Genomic DNA, 18,272 nt, shown 5'->3' on the forward strand with positions numbered 1-18,272 from the left:
TGCCTTTTAGCCCATCATTTTTTCGATTGGCATTACAAGAATAGAGCTACAACCAAGGGCTTTAAGTTTCTCCATGGTTTCCCAGAACAAGGTCTCTGTAGAAACAACGTGGATAGCAACTTGTTCTTCATTTCCAGCAAGTGGTAGAACCGTAGGATTTTCAGCACCTGGAAGTAGGCTTTTCACCTGCTCTAAATACGCTTTCGGTGCGTGTAGCATGATGTACTTGCTTTCTTTTGCTAGTAATACGCCATCAACACGTGGCATTAGTCGGTTAACCAGTGTTTCTTTCTCGTCGCTAAGCTCGCCATCAGCGCGCTTAATAAGTACCGCTTTACTGCGGAAAATAACGTCTTTTTCAACAAGACCGTTAGCTTCAAGGGTTGCACCGGTAGATACAAGGTCACAGATAGCGTCAGCTACACCTGCTCGTGGGGCCACTTCCACAGAACCTTGTAGCATTACAGCCTTTGCATTTATGCCCTGTTCTTTAAAGTAGCGCTCAAGTAGGTAGGGGTAAGTTGTTGCTACTTTTTTGCCTTCTAGCGACTGGATTCCTTGATAATCCATCTCATTAGGTACCGCAATAGACAAGCGGCAGCCGCCGTAGTCTAGACGACGCAATACTTCATATTCGAATGGCTTGCCCGCAGCTTTACGCTCTAGCATTTTTTCTTCTAGCTCATTTTCGCCAATAAAGCCTAGGTCTACTACACCATCCATAACAAGACCTGGAATATCGTCGTCACGCACGCGAAGCAAATCAATAGGCTGGTTCGTAGAATGCGCAATCAGCAGGCGATCACGAATATTGAGTTTAATGCCTATAGCTTTCAGTAGAGCAATGCTGTCATCGCTCAATCGACCTGATTTCTGTACGGCAATTCGAAGTCTTTTGCTGTTACTCATTGAAACGTTCCTTACACGTTGTGTTTTAACTTTTGATTGCGCCTAAAACGAAAAACCCCCGGAAGTTTCCTTCCGAGGGTCGAGAATTTGTTTTATCTGCGCCACTGGAAGGATACATAGACCTTCCAGCACGAACCTGAAAGGTTATGCTTTGTGGTGATGGTGATGTTTCGTCGCGCAGTTAATCATTTTGAAAATTTTAATTCCTAATTTCGAACGGCTGAAACATTAGCGTTTTGAATTAGGATTTGCAAGGTTAAAGTGAACTCTTTTGGCACATTAACTCTAATTTAATGTGTATATAATAAAACAATTCGTTATGAATTAGTTTTGAACCGTAATTTTAGGCAACTCGTTGCCGATAAGTTATAGAGACAAATGCAAACTTCTGGAGGGCGTATGAGCAACGATCTACTGTTTCCCATTTTGCCTCGCAACACAAAAGTGCCGATTGAGACGGACGACCGCGTGAAGAAAGTGCAAAAGACCAAAAAGTCCGAGCATTTCAGTGAAGAAGAGCGCGATCAGTTTCAAGACGTGAAGCGAACTGAGATTATCGAAAAATCAGCTGAAAACTCGAAAGATAAAGAGCGAGGTAACAGCGAGGGTGGGCTTAAGCATATTGATATTGATGTTTAGCGAAACTTGTTAGCGTTAGGTTTTGCTCGCATTGAGTTCTTCAAATAAAGCCGCAATTTGATTCGTCACTTTGTGCTTAGGTAAGTAGAAAGGCAGCGGCATTCGCTTAGAGTGAGACTCTTTCACTTTTACCGTGGCACTTATATAACTTTCTAACACTGGCAAATCTTGCTGCTTAAGTGTCTCAATTAACTCTCTTGGAAGCTTTGCTTGGCTATTGAATTGATTAACAACAATACCCAACAAACGCAGTTCAGGGTTGTGGTCTTCTTTTAATTCCATTGCATTTTCAAGTAAACGCTCAATCGCCTGTGCCGAGAAGTCGTCGCAATCAAAGGGGACGCAAAAGCCATCAGCAGCAATAAGTGCCGCTTTAGAATAAAAATTAAAATTAGGAGGCGTGTCGATAAAAATGTTGTCGAATTCGTCTTTTAACTCCTTTAACGCGTCTTTAAGTTTAAAAATTTTGTATCGTGATTCGAGCTCTCGCTCGACTTCCGCCAACGCAGGAGAAGAAGGCATAACGAAGAGGTTTTCATAAGGCGTTGCATGCACGAACGCGTTAGGCTTCTTGGCTGTTCTGAAAATGCCAACTACTTGTTTGAACATATCGGCCACGGTAAGGCTTTGTTCTCTGGCGTTAAATCCCACGTAGTGAGTACTATTTCCCTGAGCGTCTAAGTCTACCAATAAGGTCTTATGACCCAGCTTAGCGCTTTGCGCAGCTAAATTGGTGCTAATGGTCGATTTGCCTACGCCGCCTTTTTGATTAAACACCACGATTATCATAAGAAATCCCTTCGTCAGTTGTGTTTAAAATATGCCCAATTAAAAGTGCTTATGCAAAATATTGTTTATGGTTTAATGCAAAATAAAGTCTTATACAAACTCGGCCAATGCAATGAAAGCGTTGGTGAAAGAACAAAATATTGATGTATTTTTGTCAAATCACCCTGGAAGAGACGGAACAAGAGATAAGCTTAAGGCGTTAACGGATAGGAAAGATAATCAGGCACATCCATTTATACAAGGAGAAGATGTGGTTGTTGAAGCATTTGAGCTTCTCGAGAATTGTACAAGAGCACAGTGGATGCAGATTGAGGAAAACCGTGCTCAGTAAAATGTGAGCGATATGATTCTCAAGGCAAGAAAGAGAGAAACCGTAGACTTGCTCCTTCTGCCTTGAGATTTTCAAACGTTATTTCTGTAGCATTTTGTGTTTATTAAATCTTCTTGCACTCAATAAGCCTACTGCGAAAATAAAAATTGCAAACGTAGAGGGTGCACTTACCTCAGTTGAAGAAGAGGTTGTAGCAAACGAGCTAGCTAAAATGATCTCGCCGTTGACAATAGGGTTGTTGGTCAAGTTAAACACAGGCCCGGTTAACGGCCCGCCAGCAGGGAATAGCGCATCGTAAAATGCATTTAGTGAGAAATCATCGAAAGATACTCTAACCGCGTTGCGTGATTCTGTGCAAGAGGTGTTGGAACACGACTTTTCGACTTCATTAACAAATATTCCCAAGCCAAAGTCAGCGATATTCAAACCCGCAAAGAGAGACTGATTTTCAAGTGCAGTAGCCGTTACGGTATTTCCCCAAAGATTCACTTCCACATCCACGATGTCTGATGAACCTGCTGTAGATAGATTCACGTTTGAGCCGGTCGTGGCGTTTCCGTCAATTTGCGAGACTGTGGAAAGTACATCAGCACTTAGCGTTAAAAAGCCACTTATTCCAAGTAAGTCTGAAAATAAGTCAAGATTAAGGTCGTTTATGGTTCCGCGGCCTGACGTAAAAAAGCTTGCCGGAACAAAACTCGCTAAAGACGATTGAGATTCGCCTTCAATAATGGCGGTGGATAGCGCGCCATCAAACTCTGTAACGTCGATGGGGCTGCCCAACGTACCCGAAGCATCTGCGCTTGCGCCAATGATAGTGTCAATCTGAGAATAATTTTCAGGAGCACTACCGCTGGTATGAGCTAAGTTGATAGTTGAGTTAGCGATTACAGAGACCATACCTCCTACATTACTTGTAATGGAAAGATCGACATGGACTGCATTCCCATAACTGCTGCCTATTATTGCCGCGTTAGTTGAAAAGCCTACCGTCGCCGAAGCGAACAATGCGCTCGTTAATATCGTTCTTACTACTGCTCTTATCACTTTGTTGTTTTGTGGTTGCATGATGAAACCCTCGTTTATGGCTTAGCGTGCTGCTAAGCGAGCCTTTTACAAGTAAAGCGTAGTCACGAGTGTTCAATTCAGTTATGAGGGTTTCCCCCTAAATTTAGACTTTCGTATACACGGCGGTGGTAAGAGAAGCTATGGGGAACACGACACTGCCTATTACTGTGATTCAGACAGCCTAAAGATTTAGAGCGGTAGCTGGCAGTTGTGCAGAAAAAATAAAAAGGCCTCTTGCATTCAAGAGGCCTTCGGTGTGTTGGAGCGCTAATCGCTAATATGGTTAGGAATAGTTAGGGCAGAATTAGTTTAGTTCTTTATCTACCCAAAATTTCGTGCCTTTAACAGTAGCCTGTAATGTAAGGCCACTTTCAGTCATAGTATACACTGTGACGTTACCCAAGTAGCCTTCGCCTTCTGCAGATGCACCTTTGTTACCGGCTTTCGCTGCTACATCCGCGTTACCACCTACGGTCCATCCATTTTCAATAAAGTGATTCATCGCTTTTTGTGTGTGGAAAACCATAACAATTCGGTAATCTTTTGCGCCTAAGCCAAGGCCTACGCCACCTTCGGCCATATTCATATATGTTTTTGCGCCGGTTACATTATTGTTTACTACACCGTAGCCTGTGCCCGCCGCCACAAAGAATACGTTAATGTTAGCATTGGTAAATACGGCGTAGCCGGCAGCGTCTTTTACCTGAGAGCGCGTATCGGGCTTTTCAGAATAAAGGCGGGCAAGCGCGTTATCTTGCATATCTAAAATAGCTTGTCGCTTTTCAGCAACAGTTCCGTCGCCCATCGAAGCGCACGCCGTCAAGGCTAACACGGCAGCCACAAACACAGATTTTATAGCTAACTTACTTATTTTCATGCAATTCTCCTTAGCATGTAGGTATTTTATTAACTACAGAAGAAGACCATTCTTACTGTTTCTAATTCAATAAAATACCGTTTTAATTTACGTCACATTAGTTGTACGCAAAAAACGTGCTAAGTGGTGCATTGAACATTGAAAACTATTGGTCTTACTTGCTAGTACACCTGCAAGTCGCTACCACTCAATTTCAAGCTCTAACGCACCGGGATGATCGGTTTGACCAACCATTTCTTCATACGGTGTGCTTTGACGGAGCCAAACTTTCTCAAAGGCTTGAGAGTCAAAATGCTCCCTAATCTCGTTCAAACAGTGAAACGTTTTAGGTTGTGACTTGTTGTCGCGAACCAAGGTGCGTGAGGCGCCCATACCGGTTGATGCGAGGTAATTGCCGCCTTCTAGTGACTCGATGTATAAGTTCATAGTGTAACCCTCATTAGGTCGCAACTCGTTATCGCTGCGTCTTATATCTAATTAGTCGAAAATAGCCACAATGATCATTAATTTTGTGTCATGCACGATAAGGAGCCTTACGCATTGGTTGCATTTCAAAGCAACACGAATTACCACCACTTATTCGAACATACTGCGACCCCTGCCTTTTGCATACATTTATGGACACGCTCTTTGTCCTCTAAATTTAAAAATGATCCCACTTCAAATTGCTGCAGAGGGGCTTGTAGCACAAGCTGTGGCGCACATTTTAAGCTCAAGTCTTTTTTATAGTACAAGGACGTATCAGGGCGGAAGAATTCTATGCTTATACCGGTTGAGCTAGTGACTTGAATGCTGTTTGATGAAATTAAGAGCGTCTCCCAGCGGTATGTCGCTTTAGAAACTAAATACATAATCAGCGTTAGTAACCCGACCTCCAATCCTGCAAAAGGTAATATGACCCACGCACCGGCCAGTGACCAAGCAATAGCTATCGAGCTGATAAAAAGGGCAAAAGCTGCAATAAGGTGCTTTGTCTGTTGCCATGTTGCTGAGCGGTTTGGCGAAAGATGCAGTTGCACCTGATGCTCAAATGTAGATACTTCAACCATGTTTTTTAAAATGCTGTATATGATATCTGTGTAAGTAAAACCTTATACGTAGTTGAATAACAATAGTTTGAAAATTGTACAGGTGCTAGTTGGCTGCGTACTTAAAAAAGTCATGCCGTGTAACTTGCCGTATTTTCTGCCTTAAGGACGTATGTGATTTCTCTCATCAAGCAAAACGCTGGTAAAACAGCGTTGATAGTACTTTTATTTTTATGGATCGGCAGTTTGCTAGCGCAACCAGCCCCTATTGAGCTTGTTAAAGAGTTCGGGCTTTTCAGCGTTCTTGGCGTTATTGGTGCTATATTTGCGAATGCCACTGGAGCTGGCGGTGGCGTGGTTTTCGTTCCGTTTTTTAACTACCTGTCATTTTCTGCGCAAAGCGTTGTGGCAACGAGTTTCGCCATCCAATGCTGTGGTATGACCGCGGGGGCACTAACTTGGGCCGCGTATTATAAACACCAACACAAGTATGATCAGTATTGGAAGGCATTACCCAGTGTACTGATGTTAACGGTTCCCTCGTCAATATGCGGCATAGGATTCGCTCAGTATTCTTCTCAAAGTACAAGGCTTCTAGAGCATTTGTGGGGTGGGGCCAATAACCTTCACATCGCTTTTGGTAGTTTTTCTATTCTATTAGCAATCGCAATATTTGCTTCTATTCCGCTAATGAAGCGTACCCATTTCAAAAAAGACTTACATACGAAAGATCTTTTGCTTTTACCTTTCATTGGTTTTTTAGGCGGCATTATCACCGCGTGGCTTTCGGTAGGAGTAGGAGAGTTAGTCGCTGTTTACCTCATAATTCGAGGGTTTAATGTAACTTTGTCTATTGCCAGCGCGGTTATCTTGTCGGCTTTTACTGTGTGGTCTGCATTGCCATATCACGCTTTTATAAGCGAGTCTGTGGTATGGCAGGTTGTTTTGTTTGCTGGGGCAGGTGCAATAGTCGGTGGAACGATTGCAAAGTTTGTTGTTTTAGCATTTTCGGTTCAGCGTCTAAAACTTTTTTTCGGTATTTGGGTACTAATTTTAGGTGTTACAAGTTTACCTATTCTTTAAGCCACGAGCTTGCGGCAGTTAACAGCTTAGCTCACCTCAGTTTAAAGCCTAAAAGTAACGCGACGCAGAACCACATTCTTTTTCTAAACGCTAATCTCGATAAGGAAAGATAATATGGATATCAATCCTGTCCCAAAGAAACGATATAACGTGCTTCAGCCAGAATGGTCATCTCACGCAGTTATTTATCAGGTCAACACTCGACAGTTTTCAGAGCAAGGTAATTTTGAAGGAGTGAGAAAGGGGTTATCCCACATTAAATCACTTGGCGCTGATATTGTTTGGCTAATGCCTGTACATCCTATTGGGGAAAAAAACAGGAAAGGGGAGCTTGGTAGCCCCTATGCAGTAAAAGACTATCTGGCCATTAACCCTGAATTTGGTAGCGAAGAGGATTTCAAAGCGCTGGTGGATGAAGCGCACAAGCTTTCGCTAAAAGTCATCATAGACTGGGTGCCAAATCACAGTGCGTGGGATAATCCTTTGGTTGAACAGCACCCCGAGTGGTACGCCAAAGACTACAAAGGAGATTTTCGTCCATCTCCGTGGTGGGATTGGAGCGATATCATAGAGTTTGATTATGAACACGTTGGCCTTCGCAAATACATGATTAACGCGTTGTGTTATTGGGTTGAAAAGTTCGACATTGATGGGTTTCGCTGTGATGTAGCGGGGTATGTCCCCAACGATTTTTGGCAGCAAGCAGTGCAAACGCTAAGCGCAATCAGACGAGTCTTCATGTTGGCTGAATGGGAGAATCGAGATCTTCACGAAAATGCGTTCAATATGACATACGCATGGAGTTGGAACGAGACGCTACACGAACTCGCACACGGACAATGTTCGCTGGATAGGTTGCGCAAGTATTATTCGTGGAACGAACGCAGCTGGCCTCACTCCGCTTACAGAATGACCTTTGTTAGCAATCACGATAAAAATGCCTGGGATGGCACTCAGCGCGAACAATTTGGTGATGCGCTTGAAGCCTGCATTGCGTTGTCTGTGGTAGGTGAAGGTATGCCGCTCATTCACAACGGGCAAGAAGCTGGGGAAACCAAGCGTTTAGCGTTCTTTGAGCACGATCCTATACACTGGCAAGAACATGAAATAGGCAACTTGTACCGTAAGCTAATTGCTCTTAAAAAGTCCAAAACCGTGCTAGGGAACGGAGAGTACGGGGCAAGAATGATACAGGTGCCAAACTCTAAGATGGATAAGGTTTTTAGTTTTGTACGTTGTAATGAAAATGAAAAAGTGTTCGTTGCGATTAATTTTTCAAATGAGCAGCTTGATGTAACGTTTGAAGAACCATTGTTTGAAGGTGAGTATGCGCACTGGGAGCGCGACGAAAAGAAAACCTTCGGAGCTGATTCAGTGTGTAAACTCACGCCTTGGCAGTTCGAGATATGGGTGGCATGACGGTGTGATCGTTTAGTGTCATCTTTAACTACAAAAGGTAAAAAGCACTAATGTTTTTTTTACTAAGTGAAAATTAAGGATGAACTATGACTGCGAATGATTCAGCTGAAAAAACAGAAGACCGATCGTTAAATAATCATGCAGCGCTTAAAACTTCTATTGCCAATGGTGATGTTGAAGAGGTAAAAGCGCGACTTGAAGGACACACTTTGGATAAGCTAGAAAAAGGTTATCTTATTGATCTCGCACGCTTGAGTGGTAACAGTGAAATCGAGGAAGTGATTAAGTCAACACCCGAAAGTTAGATGCTAAAGAATCTAGCTCAGATCTAATCTGAGCTAGTACAACTTAGTCATTACTCTTCAGAACTATCACTTGAGTTACTTTCAGACTTACTCTGATAACGCTTAAATTCCGTACGCGTAATTAATTCATCGTCATTTGCGTCAATATTATCAAAATCACGTGTTACACCACTTCGCGAGGCTTCAGCTTTAGTAAGCTTACCGTCGCTGTTAGCGTCCATCATCTCAAATTTACTGCGCGCAATGACCGCTTCATCTGCGATAACCGTATTATCGTGAACAACAGTATCTTCAGCGACTTTGTCAACGTTTGTCTTTTCTAAGTTTCCGTTAGCCTTCAACTCAGTCTTAGCTCTTAGTTCGTGAGTCAGCCTTTTGTCTTTCGTCGCGGCAACCACTTCATCGACATCAGTATCAACTTTTACTTCCGTTTCCATTGTACCTTCTGTACCCATACTCTCTTTCATCGATTGTACCGTTGCAAGCACGTCGTCATCGAAATGTTGAGGGTGCTTCGTTACATGAGCATTGAACTCTTTAATTGAAAGCTGCATGTCTGAATTGGTATCAATTTTGGAAAAGTGCGCATAAATCTCATCGTCGTCAGCTTCTTCTCGTGAAATATAGCCGTTGTCATCGTTATCCAAATCGGCAAATGTGGTGTCTATTTTTTCGATACCATTGCCAGCAAACGCGGCAGTAGAAAGTGCGGCGCTGATTAGTGTAGCAATTGTTAATTTTTTCATATCTAACTCCTTGGTTTTTCGGCCTCCATACTGCTTAAAAACGGAGGAGAGTATTCACATGGAGTTATTCACAGCATATGCCATTTCAATAAAATGTTTTTAGATCATTGGTTTATGTTTTTTGAATGGTTGGGTGACAACAGGCGGAATTGTGAGAACTATAGAATTTTCTGAAAAAGTTACTCGCTATTTTTGACAAAAACGGAACACGTTAAGCGGAGAATGTTGTGAATGCGAGCAACAATCGAGCTGCCGTTATTCAAGCAGCGAATTTTGTTTAGTATAAAGCCATTAGGTTTCGAATGAGTACTCAATGTTTGTTACGGTAAACGTTCGAATTTTGTGATGGTTTCTAAGCTTACTTCCCACGCAGCTTTGCTTACGCCGAAGATATGTGCAGTAGGTTTAATTAGTAGTTTCGTATCCAGACACCCAGCGGGTACGGCTAGAATGTCACCGAGTTGAGTACACGGAAGGGCTGAACCACAAATTTTACAGAAACTTTTGCTATGACGCGTGTTCTCGAGCGTGAAGTTGACTACAGCGTCAACACCCGATGCCCAAGTTAATATAGCCGAACTTGAAAACAGGTTGGCTGCGAAGGCCGAACCTGTATCCTTTTGACAATGTTTGCAGTGGCACAGATAAAAACTGTCAAAATCACCCTCAATTTTAAAAGTTACCGAACCGCACAAACAAGACCCTTTGTAATTGTTCATCAAAACTCCTTTTTTGTGAAATAACACTATTTAAAGCACCAAGACTGCTACTGTTTAGCAAGCCAATCGTAAAAATGCGCCACGCCTGCTTCTAAAAACGGTTCTATGGGACCGTGTTCTTCTTCGCCTGATAAATAAAGTGCACGTCGACCTTTCTCTAACAATAGGCAGGCTTCTTCATCTTCTACCGCTGTTTCCATATAGGCCGCTTTTTCCGCTGCAAAGTAGTCTGGCATATCTTTATAAAGTGCTTCGGGATAATAAAATTCAACGTGGTTTACACATGCGCCTGCACCCTTGGGATAAATCGTGCTGACGACAATAATATCTGGGTACCACTCAATCATAATATTAGGGTACAAAAAGCACCATATTGCGCCAAAGCGAGGAAGTGTTTGCCCAAATCGTGCCAATAATGCGTCTTGGAACTCTCTGTAACGCGGTGTTGTGCGCTTGGTAAGCTGGTCGCCTAGCCCAACTTTTTGAACTGAAAAATCATCGCCAAACGACCATTCTAAATCATCGGGTTTAACAAACTGGCGAAGCCCAGGGTGCATGGAGTACACGTGATAGTTCTCTAGATAGATTTCGATGAATGTCTTCCAGTTAAATTGATATTCCGTGGTTTCAGAACCGGCGTAAAAGAAATCGGTAAAGTCGAGATAGTCCTCAAGCCCAAGGGCAGATAAGTCCATATTAGGAGATCGCCCTCGAAATAGAAGACCGTTCCACACTGACAGTGATTCCTTTTTCAACTGACCACTAGGGGCATCCTTAAAGTGGGGCGCACCTTTAAGCTGACCTGTATTGTCATAGCCCCAGCAGTGGAGTTTACAAACTATGCTGCGTGCCCGGCCTTGCCCTTCAAGAAGTTGAGCTTGTCGATGTAAGCAAACATTGGATATAAGTTCATAGTTCTCACCCTGATTAAATAACACATAACGGTCGTTAAAGTGAGGCAGTACTTGATAGCTAAACTTCCCTGGCACCATTAGGGAATGGCCCGCATAAGCAAGCCCTCGAGAGAATGCCTGCTCGACTTCCTGCCGGCTTTCATCAGCATCAAAGTAACTTTTTATAGAAGGATGGGTAACGATTTTCATAGTTTAAAACAGGTGCTAAAAACGCAGTGCGTTGAGTCGAAATAATATAGGCGCTATGTATCACTGAATTGCTTAAAAAAATAGCAATATTTTATTTAAAGCACTATTTTTTTTAAAATATCGGAGTAGAATCCGCGCACCTTAATTTCGAAGTGATTTTCATGGACATTGGCTTCCATCACCTTGAAGAGAAGCGTCTATTAACGCTTTCTTTTTATATTGCCGGCGCATTTGTCATTATTGCGCTTGGTTTTGCCATTTTAACGAGCTCAGGCGCTATTTTATTTGATGCCGCGTACTCGTTAATCGCTTTTGTTATGTCAATGCTAACGCTTAAAGTGGCCAATTTGGTTCAACGCCCTGACGATGACCGGTTTCACTTTGGTTACACGGCAATTGAACCTACGCTAAACATGTTTAAGTCGCTTATTATCATTGCCACGTGTGTGTATGCCGTCGCGAGCTCTGTTCAGAGTTTATTAGCAGGTGGGCACGCAGCTGAGTATGGTATTGGTATGGTCTACGGTGTTGTGGCAACGGTTGGCTGTTTTAGTATCTCTCTGTACATGCGAGTAAAAGGTAAGCATTTACTGTCTGATTTAGTAAAAGTGGATTCTCACACTTGGATGATAGACGGCGTGCTAAGTGCATCCATCTTGTTCGCTTTTATTTTGGCCTACGCGTTAGAGTTGACGGAATATAGAACACTGTCGCCGTACGTTGATCCTGTTTTATTGATTATTCTTGGTTCGGCAATGTTGCCGGTGCCTTTTAAGATTTTGCGTGAAAGCCTTAATGAAGTAATTAACAAAGCGCCGCCTGAAGCTATCTCGGCGGTAATCGAGAAAAAATTCAAAAAAACGTTGGCTGACGTCCCATACGAACATGTGGAAGTGAGAATTAGTAAGCGGGGTAGGGATGTCTATCTGTTAGTCCATATTATCGTGGATGACGCATTCTCGATTGCAACGATCAGTGAGCTAGACGAAATTCGACTGAAATGCGAAGCAGAAATGCGCGAGTGGGATCCTGCAATCATCATGGACATCTTGTTCATAAAAGATCCTGAGCTTGCAGAGTAATGATACGGGGGAGTGTGAAATTTCTCGCATTCTCCCCTTACTTGGCTGGCAAAATCCTCCAAACTTTCCGATAATCAACTCTTTAAGCTAATTGAAGATGTGATGGAAACGCGACTTCCGCTATATAAAAAGCTGCTGGTAATGTACCGCATAGAACCGGGATGTCTTGGGCCGCAAGGTGCTGACTACGTCGAGGAGTTTTGTGTATTTGCCAAAAAAAGGCTAAAAGACAACCATGGTCATTGTTTGCGATGGACCATTAAGCCCCGCTACGACAAGACACTGCCAGAGCTTGAGTTCCAGATAAAAAATGCCGTACTTTCCCGTGACAATGCGGCTAAATATATGGATAGCTTTGGTATTGATATCGATGCTTTCGAAGAAGAGCTAGAGGAGTCACTCGCCGATTTGGTTGATGCATTTTTTGAACGCTGATGCGTTTAACTAAAGCCACCTTCGCATGCATTGCTATATACAATGCTAGGGAACTCGAAAAGGCATCTCAAAAGCAGGGCACAAAAAAGCCCCGCCATTTCTGGCGAGGCTTTATCATTCAGTTAAAGTGAATCAGTAACTCACCTTAATAGATCAGTTTAAAGATTTCAGTTTCTGGTAACCTTCAGCTTCTAGCTCATCATTTACGCACTCTAATACAAATACGTCTTCCGATTTGCCTTTTGTACCTTCTTCTTCAGCGATTTCTTTGCAGAACTGGGTTAATTCCGCTACCAGCTCTGCAGGTGCTTCTTCTGACGCAGCTGCAATTACAGAGAACGCCATTGCGCTTAAACCTACTAAGCCTAAACCTATAAAGCGTAAACCTTTCATAATTACCTCGTTTAATAGTTGAGTATAAACATTTACAAGCTGGATATTGCGCCTAAGTGTTAAGATTAAAAAGCTAATTTTTTTGTTCTAGAAGACAAATTCTTTTCATCAAAAATTTAACAATTGCTTTGACTCTAAAAGGCGTCATGTAGCAAATACTGACGCTAAAATGCAAACCTTTAATGGGCATTCCATAGGCTTTTTGGCATAATGCGCGGCCTAAAGTAGAAAAGTAATGACAGCGCTTAAACCATGCCCACAATTAATAACGTATTCTCTTCAGATGGCCTCCTTGCAGGTGCTATCAAGGGGTTTGTACCTCGCGAAGCTCAAACTGAAATGGCAAAGGCGGTTAAGCGCGCTATTGATACCACTAGTAGTTTAATAGTAGAGGCCGGTACAGGAACGGGAAAGACTTTCGCTTATCTCGCTCCGGCATTGTTGAGCGACGGAAAAGCCATTGTTTCTACAGGGACTAAAAACTTACAAGAACAGCTATTTCACCGCGACTTACCGCTGGTAAAAAAGGCCTTAGGCAGCAAGCGAAAAACTGCACTGTTAAAAGGCCGTTCAAACTATCTTTGTCTACACCGTGTAGCGCAGCACAGCGGCAACTCTACGCTGGTTGAAAAAGAGGTATTGGGTCAGCTTTCAGAAGTGAAACGTTGGTCTAGTACTACGAAAACAGGTGATATGGGGGAGCTTAAAACCCTTCCCGAAGATGCCCGTGTTTTACCGCTGGTTACCTCTACAGTGGATAATTGCTTGGGCCGCGATTGCCCAGATTATGAAGATTGCTACTTGGTAAAAGCGCGCAGAAAGGCGCTGGATGCTGATATTATTGTGGTAAACCACCACCTTTTCTTTGCTGATATGGCACTGAAAGACACAGGGTTTGGCGAACTTATTCCAGAAGCTGATGCGATTATTTTTGATGAGGCTCATCAAATTCCCGATATTGCCAGCGATTACTTTGGCGAGTCACTTTCGACAAGACAAATTCACGATATTGCGAAAGATATCACGCTGTTGTTCAGAACAGTGCTAAAAGATGCTGGTCAGCTAGATAAAGCGGCTGACAAATGCAGGATGATTGCCTCTGACTTACGGTTATTATTCCCAGATACGGCTGAACGCGGCAACTGGGCTGAGGCGTTAGACCGTGACGACGTACGCATGCAGGTGGGCAAGCTGGCCGAAGCGCTGGGTGTACTGCATGAAGTGTGTAAGCTACATATTGGCCGCGATAAAGATTTAGACAACATGTATGAACGTGTTGTGGCTGCAAGAGAGCAGTTAGATGCGTTAAGCGACAATAAGCAAGAAAATGTAAGTTTGTGGTATGAAACTACTCAGCGCCACCTCATTATGCATTTAACGCCCTTATCAATTGCCGCTAAATTCAGACGTTTCGTATCATCGCCGCCGCGCGGGTGGATTTTTACCTCGGCAACCTTAATGGTAAACGGCGGTTTTGATCACTTTCAGCGCCGCATGGGCTTAGAAGACGCAGAAACGTTAGGATTAGATAGCCCGTTTAATTATCCTGAACAGGCCATGCTTTGCGTGCCCCGATATTTACCAGAACCAAACAGCTACGCTATGCGTGAAACTTTGCTAGAAACAGCCAAACGGCTAATCAAAGCAAGTCGCGGGAGATGTTTCTTGTTGTTTACTAGTCACGCTATGCTTCGAGAAATTGCGCAGAAGCTAGAAGATGAGATAGATAATCCGCTACTGGTGCAAGGGACTACCACCAAGCAAGCATTGCTGGATGCGTACCTTGCAGATGAAAAAGCGGTATTAATGGGCACAGGCGCGTTTTGGGAAGGAGTAGACGTGCGCGGCAACGACTTGGTTTGCGTGATGATTGATAAGCTGCCCTTTGCGTCACCTGATGACCCGCTGCTTCAAGCCCGTATGGAAGATGTAAAAAAACGTGGAGCAAACCCGTTTGGTGTTATTCAAATTCCCCAAGCTGTTATTACGTTAAAGCAGGGCGCGGGAAGACTCATCCGAGATCCTTCAGATAAAGGCGTGCTGGTTATATGTGACAATCGATTAGTGACGAAGCCTTACGCCAAAACCTTCGTCGGAAGCTTGCCAGATATGAAAAGAACAAGAAGCTTGGACGAAGTGGAAAAATTTTTAGCCGGCATTGATGAAGCCTAAGTTAAAGCACTGAAAAAGCGGTAAGCGTGTATTACGCCATTAGCCCCGTTTTCAGCTTATATGAAATAAGAGATAAACATGAACATTTTAGCTATAGATACCGCAACCGAAGCTTGTTCGGTTGCGCTTCAATTCAAAGACACCGTCATAACGCGTTTCGAGATATGCCCTCAGCAGCATAGTCAGCGACTTCTTCCTATGGTCGATGAGGTGTTAAAAGAAGCAAAGGTTTCGCTGGGCGACCTAGATTTACTGGCCTTTGGTCGAGGCCCAGGCAGCTTTACCGGTGTTCGCATAGCGTCGGGAATGATTCAAGGTTTAGCGTTAGGGACAGGCTTAAAAGTAGCGGGCGTGAGTACGCTTGAAGCTATGGCGTTTGAAGTAGCGTCTAAAACTCAGCACAAAGATGCATTGATTGCCGTCGCGTCTGATGCGCGTATGGGGGAAGTGTACTTCGCGGTTTACTCTCAGTCGCAAAATGGGCTTGTACTTTGCGTTGAAGAGCAAGTTTGTCCGCCCGAAATGGCTATTGAACAGCTAAAAGTACTTAGAGAAGAAAACGGCGCGGCTGTGATTGCAGCTGGCACCGGCTGGTCTGCCTACGAGGAGCTTGATAACTGGAAGTCTGAAGTATGTGGTGAGGTAGCGTCTGACATCACACTTCCAAACGCGCAATACATGCTTAAACTTGCAACAGATGCACATAGTAAAGGCGAAGTATCTGATGCTGTGAATGTAGAACCTGTATATCTGCGCGATAAAGTTACGTGGAAAAAATTACCAGGCAGAGAGTAACGACACGCTGCCAAATATTGGGCGCCCATTACTAACAATAAATAAATCGAGCAACGGGAAAAGAGGAGCGAGTCTTAAGGTTAAAGCTCGCTTCCCAATGGTACGATTCTTGCCTCAGTTAACTCTGTATGATTATCAATAATAATTTCGCCGTACCGTCTTCCGAACCTTCGCAAGGCCGTGTCGCTAAAATTAACAAAGACCCTGAACAGCAAAGTAAAGGGCAAAGCGAATCGTCTGCTAGGGCGATTGTTGTTGCGCCCGACGAACAGGGAACGGATAACGCCAAAGCGTACCAACAATTCATTCGTGAAGATGGCAACACGTATTCTCAAAATGCCATAGCGTCATACACAAGCTTTGAAAAGCAGCAGCAACGCGAGTCTATTCAATCTATGTTCGGCGTGGACATCTACGCGTAGTTCAATTCCAAGCACCATAATTCACACCGTAGATAAATTTAACAAATTGTTAAAACCCGCTGTTTATTTTGAACAAAAGCCTACCGTACATACTCTACAAATTGTTGGTTGGGATGATCTATCTCATTTAAGCGACATAGTGTTTGAACGGCAGTGGTTGTCCATTCGTATAAATGCTAATGTTTGGTTGTTGGTATTCGGTTTTTCTTTTTCTCATAAAGAGATACATGAAAGTAGAGGCGGGTTGTAATCGAAATTTCACTGTATTTTTTAAACAACCCAGTGCTTGTAGACTGACTTTTATTCAAACGCAGCATTTTCTAGGATTTATAGGAGCTCGTCGATGTCTCGGTATTTAGTTTTACTTACAGTCTTTTTATTTGCGGGCTGCACAATAGTCCCAGATAGCATAGAAGTGCCTGAAGGAACGCAGCTAGTTAGCTATTCGAAAGCGGTTACGTCGGGGGCGAACGCGCAAGGCCAAAAGGCCAGATGGGGAGGAATGATTGTTGGTGTTGAAAATAAGCCCAACAAAACGTTCATTGAACTCGCTCATTTTCCGCTAAATCATTATGGCAAGCCTTCAACAAATGGAGAGACGTCGGGTCGATTCAAAGTACAAATTGATGGCTTCGTCGACCCAATTGTTTTTGAAGAAGGGCGTGCGGCAACGTTTCTAGGTACAGTTACCGCTCCAACTGCGGGCATGGTGGGTGAGCAGCCCTACATTTATCCCACGATCATTGCCGATGACTACCACATGTGGAGGAAGCAAGAGGTTTATGATGTAAATACTTACTTCTTCAATTACCACACAGGTTGGTATTCACCCTTTTATCGCTTCAATGGCCCTTGGATGTATCCGCATTTTAATCGAACGCGCGTAATTCGTTACGAAAATGCGCCGAGCAAGGCCACGCTTCCTTCTAAATCTAAGTCTACACGAAGCAAGACAAAAGCAACGATACAGCCCGCAAGGCAGGATAAAGCGAAGTAAAAATCTCATCATGGAGGCGGCAAAATATTGCCGCCTTTTTTTTATTTTTAGGACGGTCATGGAAAGCGCGCGGCGATTTATTGCCGCAAAGGATGAAAGATGATTGAAACAGAATTTAACATTGGGGCATTACATTTAGCTGCGTTAGATAATCAAGGTGTCGGCAAAGTCGTACTTGGTTTACACGGCTACTTGGATAACGCAGAGAGCTTACGGCTGTTAGCGCCATACCTTCAAACTCACCGCTTTATTGCGCTAGATTTAGCTGGTCATGGTCGTTCTGGTCACCGTGCACTAGGCGCACATTACAATCAAGCTGATTACCTGCAAGACCTTTATGCGCTAATAGAATCTCAAGCGTGGGAAGAAGTCATTTTATTAGGACACTCTCTCGGCGGAATACTAGCGAGCCTTTTCGCCGCACTTTTTCCGGAAAAAGTCACTGCTGTAATAAGTATTGATGCTTGTGGGCCGCTTACCGAAACTGAAGAAACAACCGCAGCACAAATGCGTGACGCAATAGTGAGTCGTCACGCGAAGTCGCGAAATAAACTGCGAATCGTTGATTTAGACGACGCAGTTAAAGCCAGGTGCAAGGTATCCGATATTCCTGCCGAACACGCGCGTTCTATTTTATCGAGAAATTTAACCCAAGATGCGGGGGGACATTGCTTCTGGTCGAGCGACCCGAAGCTTCGTACAAAATCTACACTAAGACTCACAGAAAAGCAGGCAGAATCGCTAATGCGTGCTATTGTATGCCCAATTCTTTTTATTGGTGCATCTAACAGTTTTAAAAACCTTGAGACTGTTTTCCCCAATCGCAAGGGGTGGTTTTTAAATGCGCAATACGAACAATTAGTAGGCGGTCACCATATTCACATGGAAAATACTGACGATGTAGGGGTATTAATTCGTCATTTTGTTGAGCAATTGTAAATTGTGCCGTTTATTTTTTTT

The 18,272-nt window shown here is 43.5% G+C and carries 22 protein-coding genes and 1 other annotated feature; of the genes, 12 read left to right on the forward strand and 10 right to left on the reverse strand.

Translation table 11 applies throughout. From position 1 onward, the window contains the following. Nucleotides 1-6: 6 nt before the first annotated feature. Complete coding sequence (gene hisG, locus NO989_RS06525; RefSeq protein WP_014950027.1) at nucleotides 7-909, reverse strand: ATP phosphoribosyltransferase; 903 nt, start codon at nucleotides 907-909, stop codon at nucleotides 7-9. Nucleotides 910-959: 50 nt separating this feature from the next. Further along, nucleotides 960-1,078: a sequence feature (His leader region), on the reverse strand. Between the two features lie 230 nt (nucleotides 1,079-1,308). Between hisG and NO989_RS06530 the strand changes: the two genes are divergently transcribed. Continuing rightward, nucleotides 1,309-1,548, forward strand: a complete 240-nt coding sequence (locus tag NO989_RS06530) for a hypothetical protein (RefSeq protein WP_014950026.1) — start codon at nucleotides 1,309-1,311, stop codon at nucleotides 1,546-1,548. Between the two features lie 15 nt (nucleotides 1,549-1,563). Here the strand turns inward: NO989_RS06530 and NO989_RS06535 are convergent, their stop codons facing one another. Then, nucleotides 1,564-2,337 carry a ParA family protein gene (locus NO989_RS06535; protein WP_061486114.1) on the reverse strand — a complete coding sequence of 258 codons (774 nt, stop codon included), beginning with the start codon at nucleotides 2,335-2,337 and terminating at the stop codon, nucleotides 1,564-1,566. A 112-nt stretch (nucleotides 2,338-2,449) separates the two neighbouring features. Between NO989_RS06535 and NO989_RS06540 the strand changes: the two genes are divergently transcribed. After that, a complete protein-coding gene (locus tag NO989_RS06540; protein ID WP_371342278.1) occupies nucleotides 2,450-2,668 on the forward strand; it encodes a hypothetical protein in 219 nt (72 codons plus the stop codon). Between the two features lie 78 nt (nucleotides 2,669-2,746). On the opposite strand, the gene NO989_RS06545 is transcribed toward NO989_RS06540, so the two are convergent. The 4 genes from NO989_RS06545 to NO989_RS06560 all read right to left on the reverse strand — a co-directional run bounded on the left by NO989_RS06545 (nucleotide 2,747) and on the right by NO989_RS06560 (nucleotide 5,662). Further along, nucleotides 2,747-3,736: a hypothetical protein gene (locus NO989_RS06545; protein ID WP_278347216.1), complete on the reverse strand. Its 990-nt coding sequence runs from the start codon at nucleotides 3,734-3,736 to the stop codon at nucleotides 2,747-2,749. Nucleotides 3,737-4,040: 304 nt separating this feature from the next. Then, the gene (locus NO989_RS06550; RefSeq protein ID WP_014950022.1) at nucleotides 4,041-4,613 is read right to left on the reverse strand and encodes a YSC84-related protein; all 573 of its coding nucleotides are present in this window, start codon (nucleotides 4,611-4,613) and stop codon (nucleotides 4,041-4,043) included. 180 nt (nucleotides 4,614-4,793) lie between these two features. Beyond that, nucleotides 4,794-5,063: a DUF6482 family protein gene (locus tag NO989_RS06555; protein WP_257721543.1), complete on the reverse strand. Its 270-nt coding sequence runs from the start codon at nucleotides 5,061-5,063 to the stop codon at nucleotides 4,794-4,796. Nucleotides 5,064-5,179: 116 nt separating this feature from the next. Next, nucleotides 5,180-5,662 (reverse strand): DUF2244 domain-containing protein, encoded by a 483-nt coding sequence (locus NO989_RS06560; RefSeq protein ID WP_014976942.1) that lies wholly within the window; start codon nucleotides 5,660-5,662, stop codon nucleotides 5,180-5,182. Nucleotides 5,663-5,815: 153 nt separating this feature from the next. On the opposite strand from NO989_RS06560, the gene NO989_RS06565 reads away from it, so the two are divergent. From NO989_RS06565 to NO989_RS06575, 3 genes are all read left to right on the forward strand, one after another. Next, complete coding sequence (locus tag NO989_RS06565; RefSeq protein ID WP_014976941.1) at nucleotides 5,816-6,724, forward strand: sulfite exporter TauE/SafE family protein; 909 nt, start codon at nucleotides 5,816-5,818, stop codon at nucleotides 6,722-6,724. Nucleotides 6,725-6,838: 114 nt separating this feature from the next. Beyond that, nucleotides 6,839-8,143 carry an alpha-amylase family glycosyl hydrolase gene (locus NO989_RS06570; protein WP_371342279.1) on the forward strand — a complete coding sequence of 435 codons (1,305 nt, stop codon included), beginning with the start codon at nucleotides 6,839-6,841 and terminating at the stop codon, nucleotides 8,141-8,143. A gap of 86 nt (nucleotides 8,144-8,229) precedes the next feature. Further along, nucleotides 8,230-8,448: a hypothetical protein gene (locus tag NO989_RS06575; RefSeq protein ID WP_014976939.1), complete on the forward strand. Its 219-nt coding sequence runs from the start codon at nucleotides 8,230-8,232 to the stop codon at nucleotides 8,446-8,448. 50 nt (nucleotides 8,449-8,498) lie between these two features. Here NO989_RS06575 and NO989_RS06580 read toward each other — a convergent pair whose 3' ends face one another. The 3 genes from NO989_RS06580 to NO989_RS06590 all read right to left on the reverse strand — a co-directional run bounded on the left by NO989_RS06580 (nucleotide 8,499) and on the right by NO989_RS06590 (nucleotide 11,016). Then, the gene (locus NO989_RS06580; RefSeq protein WP_069944584.1) at nucleotides 8,499-9,194 is read right to left on the reverse strand and encodes a calcium-binding protein; all 696 of its coding nucleotides are present in this window, start codon (nucleotides 9,192-9,194) and stop codon (nucleotides 8,499-8,501) included. Nucleotides 9,195-9,514: 320 nt separating this feature from the next. Continuing rightward, nucleotides 9,515-9,913 carry a GFA family protein gene (locus NO989_RS06585; RefSeq protein ID WP_069944583.1) on the reverse strand — a complete coding sequence of 133 codons (399 nt, stop codon included), beginning with the start codon at nucleotides 9,911-9,913 and terminating at the stop codon, nucleotides 9,515-9,517. Nucleotides 9,914-9,960: 47 nt separating this feature from the next. Further along, entirely contained in the window at nucleotides 9,961-11,016 is a 1,056-nt protein-coding gene (locus NO989_RS06590) for an aromatic ring-hydroxylating dioxygenase subunit alpha (RefSeq protein WP_069944582.1), read from the reverse strand. A gap of 161 nt (nucleotides 11,017-11,177) precedes the next feature. On the opposite strand from NO989_RS06590, the gene NO989_RS06595 reads away from it, so the two are divergent. After that, entirely contained in the window at nucleotides 11,178-12,098 is a 921-nt protein-coding gene (locus NO989_RS06595) for a cation diffusion facilitator family transporter (protein ID WP_014950013.1), read from the forward strand. Nucleotides 12,099-12,200: 102 nt separating this feature from the next. Then, nucleotides 12,201-12,533 (forward strand): hypothetical protein, encoded by a 333-nt coding sequence (locus tag NO989_RS06600; RefSeq protein ID WP_014950012.1) that lies wholly within the window; start codon nucleotides 12,201-12,203, stop codon nucleotides 12,531-12,533. Between the two features lie 153 nt (nucleotides 12,534-12,686). On the opposite strand, the gene NO989_RS06605 is transcribed toward NO989_RS06600, so the two are convergent. Then, nucleotides 12,687-12,926 carry a hypothetical protein gene (locus NO989_RS06605; RefSeq protein WP_039236345.1) on the reverse strand — a complete coding sequence of 80 codons (240 nt, stop codon included), beginning with the start codon at nucleotides 12,924-12,926 and terminating at the stop codon, nucleotides 12,687-12,689. Nucleotides 12,927-13,178: 252 nt separating this feature from the next. Between NO989_RS06605 and NO989_RS06610 the strand changes: the two genes are divergently transcribed. The 5 genes from NO989_RS06610 (at nucleotide 13,179) to NO989_RS06630 (ending at nucleotide 18,251) form a co-directional block, all read left to right on the forward strand. After that, the gene (locus tag NO989_RS06610; RefSeq protein ID WP_371342280.1) at nucleotides 13,179-15,098 is read left to right on the forward strand and encodes an ATP-dependent DNA helicase; all 1,920 of its coding nucleotides are present in this window, start codon (nucleotides 13,179-13,181) and stop codon (nucleotides 15,096-15,098) included. Between the two features lie 78 nt (nucleotides 15,099-15,176). Then, nucleotides 15,177-15,893, forward strand: a complete 717-nt coding sequence (gene tsaB, locus NO989_RS06615; protein ID WP_283626942.1) for a tRNA (adenosine(37)-N6)-threonylcarbamoyltransferase complex dimerization subunit type 1 TsaB — start codon at nucleotides 15,177-15,179, stop codon at nucleotides 15,891-15,893. Nucleotides 15,894-16,021: 128 nt separating this feature from the next. Further along, entirely contained in the window at nucleotides 16,022-16,315 is a 294-nt protein-coding gene (locus tag NO989_RS06620; protein WP_014950008.1) for a hypothetical protein, read from the forward strand. Between the two features lie 343 nt (nucleotides 16,316-16,658). Continuing rightward, nucleotides 16,659-17,312, forward strand: a complete 654-nt coding sequence (locus NO989_RS06625) for a Slp family lipoprotein (RefSeq protein ID WP_014950007.1) — start codon at nucleotides 16,659-16,661, stop codon at nucleotides 17,310-17,312. A 99-nt stretch (nucleotides 17,313-17,411) separates the two neighbouring features. Continuing rightward, the gene (locus NO989_RS06630; protein WP_101565146.1) at nucleotides 17,412-18,251 is read left to right on the forward strand and encodes an alpha/beta fold hydrolase; all 840 of its coding nucleotides are present in this window, start codon (nucleotides 17,412-17,414) and stop codon (nucleotides 18,249-18,251) included. Nucleotides 18,252-18,272 lie beyond the last annotated feature (21 nt).

This window comes from Alteromonas sp. DY56-G5, assembly GCF_041414725.1.
Classification (GTDB): Bacteria; Pseudomonadota; Gammaproteobacteria; order Enterobacterales; family Alteromonadaceae; genus Alteromonas; species Alteromonas macleodii.

What these genes read in the sequence shown, in the direction of transcription:
- NO989_RS06530 (WP_014950026.1), top strand. Translation starts at nt 1,309, where the DNA reads ATGAGCAACGATCTACTGTTTCCCATTTTGCCTCGCAACACAAAAGTG.
- tsaB (WP_283626942.1), top strand. Translation starts at nt 15,177, where the DNA reads ATGAACATTTTAGCTATAGATACCGCAACCGAAGCTTGTTCGGTTGCG.
- NO989_RS06620 (WP_014950008.1), top strand. Translation starts at nt 16,022, where the DNA reads ATGATTATCAATAATAATTTCGCCGTACCGTCTTCCGAACCTTCGCAA.
- NO989_RS06595 (WP_014950013.1), top strand. Translation starts at nt 11,178, where the DNA reads ATGGACATTGGCTTCCATCACCTTGAAGAGAAGCGTCTATTAACGCTT.
- NO989_RS06540 (WP_371342278.1), top strand. Translation starts at nt 2,450, where the DNA reads ATGAAAGCGTTGGTGAAAGAACAAAATATTGATGTATTTTTGTCAAAT.
- NO989_RS06605 (WP_039236345.1), bottom strand. Translation starts at nt 12,926, where the DNA reads ATGAAAGGTTTACGCTTTATAGGTTTAGGCTTAGTAGGTTTAAGCGCA.
- hisG (WP_014950027.1), bottom strand. Translation starts at nt 909, where the DNA reads ATGAGTAACAGCAAAAGACTTCGAATTGCCGTACAGAAATCAGGTCGA.
- NO989_RS06630 (WP_101565146.1), top strand. Translation starts at nt 17,412, where the DNA reads ATGATTGAAACAGAATTTAACATTGGGGCATTACATTTAGCTGCGTTA.
- NO989_RS06550 (WP_014950022.1), bottom strand. Translation starts at nt 4,613, where the DNA reads ATGAAAATAAGTAAGTTAGCTATAAAATCTGTGTTTGTGGCTGCCGTG.
- NO989_RS06570 (WP_371342279.1), top strand. Translation starts at nt 6,839, where the DNA reads ATGGATATCAATCCTGTCCCAAAGAAACGATATAACGTGCTTCAGCCA.
- NO989_RS06560 (WP_014976942.1), bottom strand. Translation starts at nt 5,662, where the DNA reads ATGGTTGAAGTATCTACATTTGAGCATCAGGTGCAACTGCATCTTTCG.
- NO989_RS06600 (WP_014950012.1), top strand. Translation starts at nt 12,201, where the DNA reads ATGGAAACGCGACTTCCGCTATATAAAAAGCTGCTGGTAATGTACCGC.
- NO989_RS06625 (WP_014950007.1), top strand. Translation starts at nt 16,659, where the DNA reads ATGTCTCGGTATTTAGTTTTACTTACAGTCTTTTTATTTGCGGGCTGC.
- NO989_RS06575 (WP_014976939.1), top strand. Translation starts at nt 8,230, where the DNA reads ATGACTGCGAATGATTCAGCTGAAAAAACAGAAGACCGATCGTTAAAT.
- NO989_RS06580 (WP_069944584.1), bottom strand. Translation starts at nt 9,194, where the DNA reads ATGAAAAAATTAACAATTGCTACACTAATCAGCGCCGCACTTTCTACT.
- NO989_RS06545 (WP_278347216.1), bottom strand. Translation starts at nt 3,736, where the DNA reads ATGCAACCACAAAACAACAAAGTGATAAGAGCAGTAGTAAGAACGATA.
- NO989_RS06535 (WP_061486114.1), bottom strand. Translation starts at nt 2,337, where the DNA reads ATGATAATCGTGGTGTTTAATCAAAAAGGCGGCGTAGGCAAATCGACC.
- NO989_RS06585 (WP_069944583.1), bottom strand. Translation starts at nt 9,913, where the DNA reads ATGAACAATTACAAAGGGTCTTGTTTGTGCGGTTCGGTAACTTTTAAA.
- NO989_RS06610 (WP_371342280.1), top strand. Translation starts at nt 13,179, where the DNA reads ATGCCCACAATTAATAACGTATTCTCTTCAGATGGCCTCCTTGCAGGT.
- NO989_RS06590 (WP_069944582.1), bottom strand. Translation starts at nt 11,016, where the DNA reads ATGAAAATCGTTACCCATCCTTCTATAAAAAGTTACTTTGATGCTGAT.